The sequence below is a fragment of the Kitasatospora sp. NPDC058115 genome, assembly GCF_042884635.1.
Taxonomy (GTDB): Bacteria; Actinomycetota; Actinomycetes; order Streptomycetales; family Streptomycetaceae; genus Kitasatospora.
The window spans coordinates 1-12,381 of record NZ_JBHVTL010000007.1; the positions used below are offsets into that span (position 1 = coordinate 1).

General features: G+C 73.3%; 13 protein-coding genes and 1 pseudogene. 4 read left to right on the forward strand and 10 right to left on the reverse strand.

What is annotated here, in order from left to right; all coding sequences use genetic code 11:
• From ACFVVL_RS09140 to ACFVVL_RS09160, 5 genes and pseudogenes are all read right to left on the reverse strand, one after another.
• Positions 1-289 (reverse strand): annotated as a pseudogene (locus ACFVVL_RS09140) (hypothetical protein); the annotation flags it as partial.
• Positions 290-414: 125 nt separating this feature from the next.
• Positions 415-1,578, reverse strand: a complete 1,164-nt coding sequence (gene mqnE / locus ACFVVL_RS09145; RefSeq protein WP_380293107.1) for an aminofutalosine synthase MqnE — start codon at positions 1,576-1,578, stop codon at positions 415-417.
• 91 nt (positions 1,579-1,669) lie between these two features.
• Positions 1,670-2,632: a threonine/serine dehydratase gene (locus ACFVVL_RS09150; protein WP_380293109.1), complete on the reverse strand. Its 963-nt coding sequence runs from the start codon at positions 2,630-2,632 to the stop codon at positions 1,670-1,672.
• Positions 2,633-2,672: 40 nt separating this feature from the next.
• Positions 2,673-3,134, reverse strand: coding sequence for an Lrp/AsnC family transcriptional regulator (locus ACFVVL_RS09155; RefSeq protein ID WP_380293111.1), 462 nt, complete (start codon positions 3,132-3,134; stop codon positions 2,673-2,675).
• A 128-nt stretch (positions 3,135-3,262) separates the two neighbouring features.
• Positions 3,263-3,928, reverse strand: coding sequence for a UbiX family flavin prenyltransferase (locus ACFVVL_RS09160; protein WP_380293113.1), 666 nt, complete (start codon positions 3,926-3,928; stop codon positions 3,263-3,265).
• 66 nt (positions 3,929-3,994) lie between these two features.
• Here ACFVVL_RS09160 and ACFVVL_RS09165 point away from each other — a divergent pair, with 66 nt between their 5' ends.
• Together ACFVVL_RS09165 and ACFVVL_RS09170 are read left to right on the forward strand one after the other, a co-directional pair.
• The gene (locus ACFVVL_RS09165) at positions 3,995-4,738 is read left to right on the forward strand and encodes a cyclase family protein (protein WP_387672776.1); all 744 of its coding nucleotides are present in this window, start codon (positions 3,995-3,997) and stop codon (positions 4,736-4,738) included.
• A 91-nt stretch (positions 4,739-4,829) separates the two neighbouring features.
• Complete coding sequence (locus tag ACFVVL_RS09170; protein ID WP_380293117.1) at positions 4,830-5,546, forward strand: MOSC domain-containing protein; 717 nt, start codon at positions 4,830-4,832, stop codon at positions 5,544-5,546.
• Between the two features lie 127 nt (positions 5,547-5,673).
• Here ACFVVL_RS09170 and ACFVVL_RS09175 read toward each other — a convergent pair whose 3' ends face one another.
• Both ACFVVL_RS09175 and ACFVVL_RS09180 read right to left on the reverse strand, forming a co-directional pair.
• The gene (locus ACFVVL_RS09175) at positions 5,674-6,048 is read right to left on the reverse strand and encodes a VOC family protein (protein ID WP_387672779.1); all 375 of its coding nucleotides are present in this window, start codon (positions 6,046-6,048) and stop codon (positions 5,674-5,676) included.
• Positions 6,045-6,959, reverse strand: a complete 915-nt coding sequence (locus ACFVVL_RS09180) for an aminoglycoside phosphotransferase family protein (RefSeq protein ID WP_387672782.1) — start codon at positions 6,957-6,959, stop codon at positions 6,045-6,047. The genes ACFVVL_RS09175 and ACFVVL_RS09180 overlap by 4 nt, the downstream gene beginning before the upstream one ends.
• A gap of 133 nt (positions 6,960-7,092) precedes the next feature.
• On the opposite strand from ACFVVL_RS09180, the gene ACFVVL_RS09185 reads away from it, so the two are divergent.
• Positions 7,093-7,848, forward strand: coding sequence for an alpha/beta fold hydrolase (locus ACFVVL_RS09185; RefSeq protein ID WP_387672785.1), 756 nt, complete (start codon positions 7,093-7,095; stop codon positions 7,846-7,848).
• A gap of 183 nt (positions 7,849-8,031) precedes the next feature.
• Here the strand turns inward: ACFVVL_RS09185 and ACFVVL_RS09190 are convergent, their stop codons facing one another.
• The 3 genes from ACFVVL_RS09190 to ACFVVL_RS09200 form a co-directional block, all read right to left on the reverse strand.
• Positions 8,032-8,652, reverse strand: a complete 621-nt coding sequence (locus ACFVVL_RS09190; RefSeq protein WP_380293125.1) for a DJ-1/PfpI family protein — start codon at positions 8,650-8,652, stop codon at positions 8,032-8,034.
• An 85-nt stretch (positions 8,653-8,737) separates the two neighbouring features.
• On the reverse strand, positions 8,738-9,217 hold the full coding sequence (locus tag ACFVVL_RS09195; RefSeq protein ID WP_380293127.1) for an HIT family protein: 480 nt from the start codon (positions 9,215-9,217) through the stop codon (positions 8,738-8,740).
• 113 nt (positions 9,218-9,330) lie between these two features.
• Complete coding sequence (locus ACFVVL_RS09200; RefSeq protein ID WP_387672789.1) at positions 9,331-11,841, reverse strand: collagenase; 2,511 nt, start codon at positions 11,839-11,841, stop codon at positions 9,331-9,333.
• 312 nt (positions 11,842-12,153) lie between these two features.
• Between ACFVVL_RS09200 and ACFVVL_RS09205 the strand changes: the two genes are divergently transcribed.
• Positions 12,154-12,366: a DUF4287 domain-containing protein gene (locus ACFVVL_RS09205; protein WP_380293131.1), complete on the forward strand. Its 213-nt coding sequence runs from the start codon at positions 12,154-12,156 to the stop codon at positions 12,364-12,366.
• The last annotated feature ends 15 nt before the right edge of the window (positions 12,367-12,381 follow it).

Sequence of the window (12,381 nt, forward strand, 5' to 3'; positions counted from 1 at the left end):
GCGCCGGGGGCGGCTCGGGCCGGAACTCCGGCTCGGCCCGGTGCTCCTGGAACGGCCGGTCGTAGACGTCGTGCTCGGCCGGGTCCTGGAAGCCGTGGCCGTGGAAGCCGTGGCCCTGGTGGGCGTGGTCCGGGTGGCCCTGGTGGCCGTGGTCCTGGAAGCCGTGGTCCTCGTGCGGTCCCTCGTACAGCGGGACGTCGTACTCCTGGTGGCCGCCGTACGGCTGCTGCGGCGCCTCGTACACCGGCTCGTACGACGGGTACGGAGAGGCGTGACGGTAACCGGACATGTGGCCGATCCTGCCAAACGGAGGCCGGGTTGCGAAAGCCGGGGCCCTGTGCGGGCCCCGTGAAGAAGCCGCCGCCCCCGGCCGATCGGGCCCGGGACGGCGGCTCCTGCGACCGGAGGCCGTGGTCAGAGGCGCATCGCCTGCGGGGCCTCCCGGCGCGTCAGGTCGGGGCCCTCGTACTCGCGGATGACCTCGTAGCGGGTGTTGCGCTCCACCGGGCGGAAACCGGCGTCCCGGATCAGGTCGAGCAGGTCCTCGCGGCTCAGCTTGTTCGGGGTGCCGAAGTTGTCCGCGTCATGGGTGATCTTGTACTCGACCACCGAGCCGTCCATGTCGTCCGCGCCGTGGCTGAGCGCCAGCTGGGCGGTGGTGACGCCGTGCATCACCCAGAAGACCTTGACGTGCGGCACGTTGTCGAACAGCAGCCGGGAGACCGCGAAGGTCTTCAGCGCCTCCGCGCCGGTGGCCATCTCGGTGCGCGCCATCAGCTTGTTGCGCACCACGCCGTCCTTGGAGTCGTGGAAGTCGTGCTGGTAGCGCAGCGGGATGAAGACCTGGAAGCCGCCGGTCTCGTCCTGCAGCTCGCGCAGCCGCAGCACGTGGTCCACCCGGTGGCGGGGCTCCTCGATGTGGCCGTAGAGCATGGTGGCCGGCGTCTTGAGGCCCTTGCTGTGGGCGAGCCGGTGGATCCGCGACCAGTCCTCCCAGTGGGTGTCGTGGTCGACGATGTGCTGGCGGACCTCCCAGTCGAAGATCTCCGCGCCGCCGCCGGTCAGCGACTCCAGACCGGCGTCGATCAGCTCGTCGAGGATCTCGTCGGCGGGCAGGCCGCTGATCCGCTCGAACCAGTGGATCTCGGTGGCGGTGAAGGCCTTGAGCGAGACGTTCGGCAGCGCGGCCTTCAGCTCCCGCAGCGAGCGCGGGTAGTAGCGCCACGGCAGGGTGGGGTGCAGCCCGTTGACGATGTGCAGCTCGGTGAGGGAGTCGACCTCCATCGCCTTGGCGAGGCGGACGGCCTCCTCGATGCGCATCGTGTAGGCGTCCTTCTCGCCCGGCTTGCGCTGGAACGAGCAGTACGCGCAGGACGCGTTGCACACATTGGTCATGTTGAGGTGGCGGTTGACGTTGAAGTGGACGACGTCGCCGTTCTTCCGCGTCCGCACGTGGTGGGCGAGCCCGCCCAGCCAGGCCAGGTCGTCGCTCTCGTAGAGCGCGATCCCGTCCTCCCGGGTCAGCCGCTCACCCGCGTAGACCTTCGCCTCCAGCTCGCGCTTGAGCCCTGCGTCCATGCGGTGCCCCGCCTCCTCCGACTTCGAATCGTTGCCGGAACGAGCGTACGCCCCCACCCGTGGCGGTTCGCGGGCAGCCGCCCCGCGCGGGTCAGCCGGCGAGCAGTTCCGCCAGCAGCGACGGTTCGATGTTGCCGCCGCTCACCACGGCCGCGACGGCCTGCCCGCCGAGCTCGGCGGCCCGGTGGAAGTACGCCGCCGGGGCGACCGCGCCGGACGGCTCGGCGACGATCCGCCCGCGCCGGGCCAGCAGCGCCACCGTGGCGCGGATCTCGTCCTCGGTGACCGTGACGATGTCGTCCACGTAGGCGGCGAGGTGCTCGTACGGCAGCACGCCGACCGAGGGCGTGCGCAGGCCGTCGGCGATCGTCCGGTAGGTGTCGGCGACCGGCCAGCCGATCCGCCGCCCGGCCCGCAGGCTGGCCTGCGCGTCGGCCGCCAGCTCCGGTTCGACGCCGACCACCCGGATGCCCGGGCGGGTCAGCTTGAGCGCGGCCGCCGTGCCGCCGATCAGCCCGCCGCCGCTGACCGGGACGAGCACCGTGTCCAGCTCCGCCGGGGCGTCCTCGGCGATCTCCAGGCCGACCGTGCCCTGGCCCGCGATGATGAACGGGTCGTCGTACGGCGGCACCCAGACGTAGCCGTGCCGCTCGGCCAGCTCGCCGGGCACGGTGTCCCGCTCCTCCGGCGTGACCAGCAGCACCTCGGCGCCGAACGACCGGGTGGCCTCGACCTTGACCGCCGGAGAGGTGTCCGGCATCACGATCACGGCCTTGATGCCGAGCAGCTGCGCGGCGTACGCCACCGCCTGCGCGTGGTTGCCGCTGGACTGGGCGACCACGCCCCGGGCGCGCTCCTCCCCGCTCAGCGCGGCGAGCCGGTTGTACGCCCCGCGGGTCTTGAACGCCCCGGTCGGCTGGAGGTTCTCCGGCTTGAGCCAGAGCCGGCGCCCGCCGTCCGCCGCCCAGGGGGCGGGGACCAGCGGGGTGCGCACCGCGACGCCCGCGATCCGCTCCCGGGCCGCGTGCAGTTCCTCCAGGCCGACCAGTGCCATGACCGTCACTTCCCCCGTGCTTCCGTCGTGCGTCCGGGTGCTACTCGGCGTCGCCGAGCGGCAGCTCGCTGACCCGGCTCTCCCACTTCGTGGAGAGTACGACGGTCGTCCGGGTGCGGGCCACGCCCTTCGTGCCCGAGATCCGCTTCACCACCGACTCCAGGCCCTCGACGTCCGGCACCCGGACCTTGAGCATGTACGAGTCGTCACCGGCGATGAACCAGCAGTCCTCGACCTCGCCGAGGTCCTTCAGCCGGAACGCGACGTCCTCGTGGTCCGCCGCGTCGGTCAGCTGGAGGCCGATCAGGGCCGTGACCCCGAAACCGAGCGAGGCCGGGTTGACCGTCGCCCGGTAGCCGGTGATGACCCCGGCCTGCTCCAGGCGGTTGATGCGGTCCGTGACGCTCGGGCCGGAGAGGCCGACCAGCCGGCCCAGCTCGGCGTAGGAGGCGCGGCCGTTCTCCCGCAGCGCCTGGATGAGCTGTCTGTCCACCGTGTCCATATACCGTCGCGTCCTTCCGAACCTCGCCAGACCCACAGATCATTATCCGGATTCAAAGGCGCCGTACGCGGACCAACCCGGATATCGCAGAGAACATACTCTCCCGTCCTGCGGGATCTCACTCCCCCTCAGGCCGGGCGTCCGGTCGCGCGCGCCGCCGCACCCAACTCGCCCTCCCAGCGGCGGTACAGCGTGTGCGGCACGCCGACGGCGTCCAGCACCCGTCCGGCGACGAAACCGACCAGCTCGCCGACGGTGGAGCCGCCGGCGTAGAAACCGGGCGAGGCGGGGAGCACGACGGCGCCCTGCGCGTCCAGTTCCACCAAGTGCTTCAACGTCACCCCGTTGAGTGGTGTCTCGCGGACGCACACGACCAGCGGACGCCGCTCCTTGAGGGTGACGCTGGCCGTCCGCTGGAGCAGGTCCTTGCTGAGGCCGAGCGCGATCCCGGCCACCGCGCCGGTGGTGGCGGGCACCACCAGCATCCCCTTCGCGGGGTACGAGCCGCTGGACGGGCCCGCCGCGAAGTCGCCCGCCGGCCAGTACCGGACGTCCTCCAGCTCCTCCCCGCCGGTGCCCAGCCAGGCGGCCAGGTCGGCGCGCCAGTGCGCGTCCCGGAAGGCGATGCCGGTCTCGTCGAGGATGGTCAGCCGGGCGGCCCGGCTGACCACCAGGTCGACCGACTCGCCCGCGGCGAGGAGGGCGCGGATCACCGCGGCGGCGTACGGGGTGCCGGACGCGCCGGAGACCCCCACGACCCAGGGACGGCGGACTGGCTGCTCAGGCTTTTCCATAGTGGTTACTTTCTATCCCCACTCCGCCCCTCACTCCGCCCCGGCCCGCCCTGCGAGGATGGCGGCATGGCCACGACCCTCGTCGACCTCACCCACCAGGTGACCACCGCGATGCCGGTCTACCCCGGCGATCCGGCCGTCCTCCTGGAGCCCGCCCTCACCACCGCCACCGCCGGGGTGAACGTGCTCGCCCTGCACCTCGGCTCGCAGTCCGGCACCCACGTGGACGCGCCGTACCACGTCGACGTCACCTGGCCGACGCTGGACGGCCTGCCGCTGGAGCGGTTCACCGGGCCGGCCGTCGTCGCCGACCTGCGCGGGCTGGAGCCGCGCGCCGCGATCACCGCCGAGCTGCTCGCCCCCGCGCTGGAGCGGGCCGGCGAGGGCACCGTCCTGCTGCTCGCCACCGGCTGGGCCCGGCACTGGGGCACCGACGCCTACCTCGCCCACCCGAGCCTGACCGCGCGGGCCGCCGAGGCGATCGTCGCCGCCGGGGTGCGCACGGTCGGGGTGGACGCGCTCAGCGTCGACCCGACGCCCGACCCCGGCCCGGGCGACCCGGCGGTCGCCGCCCTGCTCGCCGACCTCACCGACGAGCACGACCAGCCGGCCGCCGAGGAGCCGACGCTGGCGGCGCACCGGGTGCTGCTCGGGGCGCCGGGCGGCGGGGTGATCGCGGAGAACCTGACCGATCTGCGGCCGCTGCTGGCGGCGCAGGAGGCCGGCCGGCCGGTCGAGGTCTCGCTCTTCCCGCTGCGGCTGGTGGCGGCGGACGGGGCCCCGGTGCGGGCGGTCGCCCGGCTGGGGTGAGCGGCCGCACCGCGGCCGGGCGGGAACACCTGGCCGGAGCCCGGCACTTGGTCTAGACCAACATTGGCGCACGGCGGTACGCTGTCCGGCCATGGCAGAGATCATCGGAGTCATCGAGCAGCTCTGGCGCTACCCCGTGAAGTCCACCGGCGGCGAGCGGCTCGACTCCGTCGAGGTGGACGACCGCGGGCTCGCGGGCGACCGCCTCTACGCCGTGCGCGACGGCAACGGCAAGCTCGGCTCCGGCAAGAACAGCCGCCGGTTCCGGCGGATGGACGGCCTGCTGCGCCTCTCCGCCCGGCTCGGCCACCGGCTCGACGGCCCCGAGCTGTTCGACCCGCTCGGCCGGCCGGTCCTCGACCCGACCGCGTTCCTGCGCGCCTACCTGCAGCGCGACGACGTCGAGCTGGCCCGCGAGGACGCCGTCTCGCACTTCGACCAGCTCCCGGTCAGCGTGCTCACCACCGCCACCCTGGACTGGGTCGCCGAGGCCGCGCCGTCCGCCGTGGTGGACGTCCGCCGGTTCCGCCCGAACGTCCTGCTGCGCACCCCGCCGGGCACCCCGCCGTTCACCGAGGACGCCTGGTTCGGGCGCGAGGCGCACGGCTCCGCACGCTCCGCCGCCCGGCTCGCCTTCGTCCGCTCCAGCGAGCGCTGCGTGATGACCACCGCCGCCCAGCCCGGGCTGCCGCACGCCCCGGAGATCCTCAAGGCCCTCGCGGCGTACCACGACTCCCGCCTGGACGCGCTCGCCGAGGTCGCCGCCCCGGGCCGGCTCGCGGTCGGCGACACCCTGACACTGGCCTGAACCGCCCCCTCACACCGCGTCAATTCCACGCGTTCCTTCACTGCTTGACCGTCACCCCCACCGTCCGCCGGGTCCGCCGGATCTCCTGAGATGCGGGGAGGCGGCCGCCTCCCGTCGCCGTGGCGGCTCAGTGGCGGGCCGGGAGGAGGCAGACGGGGTGGCCGGCCGGGTCGGCGTAGATGCGCCAGCGGCCGGCGTCGTGGAGGAGGGTGGCGCCGAGGGCGAGGACGGCGGGCTCGGCGGCGGCCAGGTCGGGGACGTGGACGTCGAGGTGGACCTGCTGGGGGCTCGCCGGGTCGCCCCAGCGGGGCGGGCGGTGGTCGGCGACGCCGTGGAAGCAGAGCACCGGGCCGGACGGGGTGTGCAGGGTGGACCAGTCGGCGTGCAGCGACCAGCGCGGGTCCGGCCGGTCCACCTCGCCGCCGAGCAGCCCCGCGTAGAACCGGGCCGGCACGGCGGGTTCCGGGCAGTCCAGGACGATGCACTCCAACCGGCCGATCATCGGGGCTCCTCGGGGGGACGGTACGGCTCGCAGAGCGCCGCCTCGATCTGGTGGCGGGTCGCGCGGGCGATCCGGGGGTGGGTGGCGGCGTAGTGGGTGTACGCGTTGAGGCCGGTGGTGAGGGCCCAGCCGCGGCCGCGCAGCCAGGCGGCGTCGTCGACGCCGAGGGCCGCGCGGAAGGCGGCCCGGGCGGGGGCGTCCAGCAGGGTCCAGGCGAGGACCAGGTCGCAGGCCGGGTCGCCGACGCCGAGACCGCCGAAGTCGATGACGGCGGTGAGCCGTCCGTCGACGGCGAGCAGGTTCCCGGTGTGCAGGTCGCCGTGGAACCAGACCGGTGGACCGCGGTGGACGGGGGCGCGCACCGCGGCGTCCCAGAGCGCGGTGAGCGCGCGGGCGTCGAACGCACCCCCGGCCGCCGCGATCTGCGCCCGGGTTCCGGCGTCACGACCGGCCAGCGGGGCGCCCAGGTGGTCGTTGTGCGCCCCCGGAGCGAGGCCCGGGAGCGTCGGAAGCTCCCGGAGCGCGGCCAGGAACCCGGCGAGGCGGACCGCGTCGGCGGGCAGGTCGGTGAGTCCGGCGGGGCCGGCGGGTGTCCCGCCGGACAGCCAGCGGGCGACCGACCAGTGCCACGGGTAGCCGTGCGCGGGCTCGCCGACGGCCAGCGGCGCCGGCACCGCCAGCGGCAGGTGCGGCGCGAGCCGGGGCAGCAGGCGCATCTCCTTCCGCGCCTGCCCGGCCGCCCACGCCCCGCGCGGCAGCCGGACGGCCAGTTCGTCCCCGAGCCGGTGGATCACGTGGTCCGAGCCCCCCGGCTGCACGCGCCGCAGGGGCAGCTCGGCCCACTGCGGGAACTGCTCCACGAGCAGCCGCCGCACCAGCGCGGTGTCGATCACCGGGGTCCGGGACGTCATGTCCCCAGTCCAGCGCGCCGGGGCCGCGCTGTCGACGGGTTTTCGGCCCGATGGGTTTCCAGCCCGGCCCGGACGCCGGCGGAGCGCCGGGCCCGGGGTTCGACGATCACCGTCACCGGGCAGGAAGCCCCGCATGACGATCCCTCACCGCTTGATCGGCACCGGCTCCCACAAGGTCCTGGTGCTGCACGACTGGTTCGGCACCAGCGCGGGCTGGGGCCCGTTCCCGGACTACCTGGACGGCTCCGCCTTCACCTACGCCTTCCTCGACTACCGGGGCTACGGCGACCGCAAGGACGTCCCCGGCGCCTACACCCTGGCCGAGATCGCGGACGACGCGCTCGCGCTGGCCGACCAGCTCGGCTGGGCGGAGTTCTCCCTGGTCGGGCACTCGATGGGCGGCAAGGCCGTCCAGCAGGTGCTCGCCCGGGCGCCGGAGCGGGTGCGCCGGCTGGCCGGGCTGGCGCCGGTCCCGGCGGGGCCGTACCCGATGGACGCGGACGGCGAGGCGCTGTTCTACGGCGCGGCCGAGGACCGGGCGAAGCGGTACGAGATCCTGGACCGGGTGACCGGGCGACGGGCCGGGCGGGTCTGGCTCGACGGGATGGTCGACCGCTCGCTGGAGCTCTCCACCCCCGAGGCCTTCGGCGGGTACGTGCGGGACTGGACCACCGCCGACCTGGTGGACCGGATCGCCGGGAACCCGGTGCCGGTGCGGGTGTTCGTGGGCGAGCACGACCTGCTGCTGACCGCCGAGGCGATGCGCGGCACCTTCCTCGTCCACTACCCCAACGCCACGGTGGAGCAGCTTCCCGCCTCCGGCCACTACCCGATGCACGAGACCCCGGTCGCCCTCGCCTCGGCGCTGGAGGCCTTCCTCGGGGCCTAGGGTCTGTCTCTTGGATCCTTGCCGGGTCCGCGACGCCTGGGCACGCACCTCGCCGCGTTGTCGTCGGTCGCCAATGCTCCGCAGTGGCTCCCTCCTCCGCCTTGCGATGCACGCACCCAGACGCCGCGGCCTGATCCGACAAAATCCAAGAGACAGACCCTAGCTAGGTCCGCGGAGTGTTCCCTAGAGCTGCTTGATCCGCTCCCGTACGGCCGGTGAGGCCTTCGCCCAACTGCCGCTGTCGAAGGGCGGCCTGGGGTCGTACTCGGCGTGCAGCTGGATCGCCCGGGCGGTGGTCTCGTCGGTGAGCAGGGCGGCGAGGCGCAGCGCCATGTCGATGCCGGCGGAGATGCCGGCCGCCGTGACGATCCGGCCCCGGTGCACCACCCGCTCGGGGGTGTACGCGGCGCCGTACGCGGCCAGTTCGCCGGCCGCCGCCCAGTGGGTGGTGGCGGCGAGGCCGTCGAGCAGTCCGGCGGCCCCGAGCAGCAGCGCGCCGGTGCACACGGAGGCGGTGAACCGGGTGGTCGCGTGCGTCCGGCGCAGCCAGTCGAGGAAGGCCTCGTCGTCCATCAGCGGCCGGGTGCCGTGCCCGCCCGGCACGAGCAGCACGTCGCACCCCGCGACGTCCGCGTACCGGGTGGGCACGTCCAGCCGCATCCCCCCGATGCTGTCGGCCACCGCCCCCCGCTCCCCCGCCGCGACGAAGCGCACGGTGGCCCCCGGCAGATAGCCGAGCACCTGGTACGGGCCGATCGCGTCGAGCGGCTCGAAGTCCTCGAAGAGCGGGATGACGATGTCCATGTCCCGCAGCGTAAGCGGGAGTTGGCCATCCGTACCGCCCCCGGTCAGCGGATTCACGAGATCGAGTGGTCTGCACCACCGGCCTTTACCCCAGCGCATCCAGCTCCGCGCCGATGGCGGCCCGGAGGGGGTCCTGGGCGGGGGCGAGGGCGTGGGCCGGGTCGGTCCAGCGGTCGCGGGGGTAGAGCCAGACGGGGAGGCGGACGAGGTCGGCGGGTTCCCAGTCGTAGCGGGGCCAGACGTGGGCGTGCAGCATCGGGTCGGTGTTGCCGAGGATCTCCAGGTTGACCCGGCGGAAGGCCGGATCGGCCGCCCGGCAGGCGCGTTCGACGGCCTCGCCGAGGCGGTCGAGGTCCTCCAGGTAGGCGAGCCGGCGGGGGCGGGGCAGGTCGGAGAGCCGCTGCACCCCGGGCTCGTCGGTCAGCAGGATCGCGTACCCGGGCAGGAACTGCACGTCCCCGATCACGGCGAACCCGGCCGCCAGCCGCCGGACGACGGTGGGGTTCTCCCCGCGCAGGGCACTGCCGACGCGGTCGGCCTTCCAGTCACTGTGCTGCTCGGTCATGCGCCGATGCTAGTGACCGCCCGCCGCCGGACGGCCCCCACGACCGGTCCGGCCGCGCGGAACGCCCGGCCGGAGGGTCCGGCCGGGCGTCGGTCGCGCGGGGGCGGGGCGGGTCAGAACTCGGTGCTGACCGTGACGCCGCTGAAGTCGGTGGCGGCGTACAGGCTGAGGTAGCGGTAGCCGGCTGCCGGGTTGGTGACGGTGAGGGACTGGGTGGTGCCGGTGCCGGTGGAGGAGGCGGTGAAGGCGTTCGGCGAGGCCCAGGTGTCGGCGTTGTAGTACAGGTGCGCGGTGCCGGTGCCGCCGGAGGTGGTGACCTTCAGGGTGGTGGTGCCGGCCGGCAGGTAGACGTACAGGTAATCGGAGTTGCCGGCGGTCGCGGCGCGGCCGGTGCGCGAGCAGTTGCGGCCCATCGCGTCGTTGCGGGGTTCGGTGCAGGCCGGCAGGGTGACCGGGCCGCCGGTGGTGACGGTGACCGTGGCGGCGGTGGTGGCGGACCGGCCGGTGTCGTCGGTGGCGGTCAGGGCGACGGTGTACGAGCCGGCCGCCGCGTAGGTGTGGCTCGGGTTGCGCTCGTCCGAGGCGGTGCCGTCGCCGAAGGTCCAGTGCCAGGCGGTGATCCGGCCGGGGCCGGTCTGCACGGCCCGCTCGTTCGCGGTGACGGTGGCGCCGTTCACCGAGGTGTCGAACAGGGCGGTCGGCCCGGCCGCGTAGCAGGCGCCGGCGGCGCAGGCGGTGAGCCAGGCGTCGAAGTCGGCGTCGTAGGAGGTGCCGAGGCCGTTGTAGACCGCGTAGCCGCCGGGGTAGTCGCCGACGCGGAAGCGCTCCAGCATGGCCCGGACGTCGGCCGGGTGCTTCTCCAGCATGTACCGGACGGCCAGGTAGCCCCACGGGTAGGTGCGGGTCGAGTCCGAGTTGGCGTAGGTGTTCTGGAAGAGGGTGCTGAGCTTGTAGGTGTGCTTGGCGGCCTGGGCCATCGCGTCGACGTCGGTGGCGCCGCGGTGGAGGTACGAGACGTACTCGGCGAGGCCCTCGACCCACCACTTGTTCGGGACGGACGACTGGGTGGTGTAGTTGCCCTTGAGGTTGTAGATGCTGTCGAGGTAGTGGGTGTACTCGTGGTTGAGGTTCCACACCCGCGCGGGGTCGTTGACGTTCCAGGCCTTCTGGTACATCACGGTCACGGCCCGGCTGTTCGGGTCGGTCGCGTCCATGACGGTCTGGCCGCCGTTGTCGGTGTCGTTGCCGAAGATCGCCCACGAGTAGGTGGTGTAGTCGGTCTTGTTGGCGAAGATCCCGAAGGTGACGTTCTTGGCGTACTGGTTCGGGATGGCCCCGTTGTCCTTGACCGTGCTGTGGAAGAGCGCGTCCTGGCTGCGCAGGCTCGCGCAGACGGTGGCCAGTTCGGCGGCCGACAGGGCCTGCGCCTGGAGGATGCGGTTGTCGCAGACCAGCTGGTTCGGCAGGACCACCGAGGTGAGCTTGGCGGGCAGGTCGCAGGTGCCGTAGTACGAGCACTGGCCGCCGTTGTAGTAGTTGGCCTGGACGGCCGTGTACACGTACAGCGGTGCGTGCGGCGTGAGGAGCGGCGCGGAGTCCAGCACCTTCTTGACCAGCGGCTTGGCCAGGGCCTCGGCGGCGGGGCTGGTTCCGGCGAACCGGGCCAGGTCGTTGCCCGCGTTGGTGTCGAGGACGGCGTGGGGCCCGGTGAGCAGGTCCCGGTGGTTGATCGCGAAGTTCGCGAGCGAGTTGACGAGGCCCGGATCGGCCGCGAGCGCCCGGACGAAGTCCGCGTTCCGGTAGCCCGCCCAGAGCGGGTAGAACAGCACGGAGTTGACCGCGCTGATCATCTGCGGGAAGGCGTTGTAGGAGTTGTCGTACTCGTCCAGGATCCGCTTGTAGACGCCCGCGTAGCGGGCCTGGAGGTTGGCGCTGTCGGTGAGCCACACCACCTCCTTGAGAATGCGGCCGTTGTCCTCGGTGACGTCACGCCAGCGGGTGCCCGCGAAGAGGGTGTCCAGGGCGGACGAGACGGCGGCGGTGAGCGCGGGGGTGTACGGGCCGGCCGCGGCCGGGTAGTAGAACTGGATGTAGTAGCCCACTTGCAGGTACTTCACCAGCTGCGCGACGCCGGTCGAGTTGTCGCCGGTGTAGCCGGCTGCCAGGTCCTTGAGGGCGGCCGCGACGGACAGCATCCGGGACTGCTGGAAGATGCTCGGGTCGGCCTTGCCCTCGCTGTACAGCGACTTGATGCAGTCCGGGGTCGAGCTCCTGATGAACGCGACCAGGTCGGCCCCGGTGCGGGCCGCGAAGTCGGCCGCGGTGCAGCTCTGCACGGCGAGGGACTTGGACAGGACGGGGGCGCTCGCCTCGGCCGGGTCGGCCGGGCGGGTCGCGCCGATCAGCGCCGGGGGCAGCGGGGCGGCGGGCTCGGCGAGGTCCTCGGACCCCGTCGTCACGGCCGGGGCCGTCAGGCCGACCGGGCCGCCCCCGGTCGGGGCCGGGGCGGCGGTGGCGGCGGGGGGTGCCGCGAAGGCGGCCTGGGTCGGCAGCACGGCGGTGGCCGTGGCGCAACAGGCGACGACGCCTGCCGCGAGCATGGAGAGTCTGGTGCGCAGGAGCACGCCGAATCCTTCGTGAGTGGGGGCAGTCCGACGTGGGGTCGGGCTGGAGGAAGGAGATGTGGCGTGGATCCTGTCACCGGCCGGAGATCAGAACAATGTCACAGGTCATATGACATATGATTTCCGGCCACCCCCGCACACCCCGGCGCGCGAGGTCCGACCGCATCCGCGCAGGCCGGCGGACCGCGCGGACTGGCCGATCCGCGCCCCCGGCCGGGGCCCCCGCGGCGTGACCCGGATCACACCGCGGCGCCGATGAGTTTCCGTTCCGGGTCCGGTCCTATGGAGCGACGAACGAAGGAGAACCCCGCCATGACCACCCCCGCCGCCAAGGGCCCCGCCAGCTACTTCCCGTCGATCGAGAAGACGTACGGGCAGCCGATCGCGCACTGGAAGGAGCTGATCCGCTCCTCGCCGCTGACCCGGCACATGGAGCTGGTCGCCTGGCTCAAGGAGGAGCACGGGCTCGGCCACGGGCACGCGAACGCCCTCGTCAAGCACACGCTCGACGAGGGCGGGAAGTAGGGCCCGCGCGGGGCG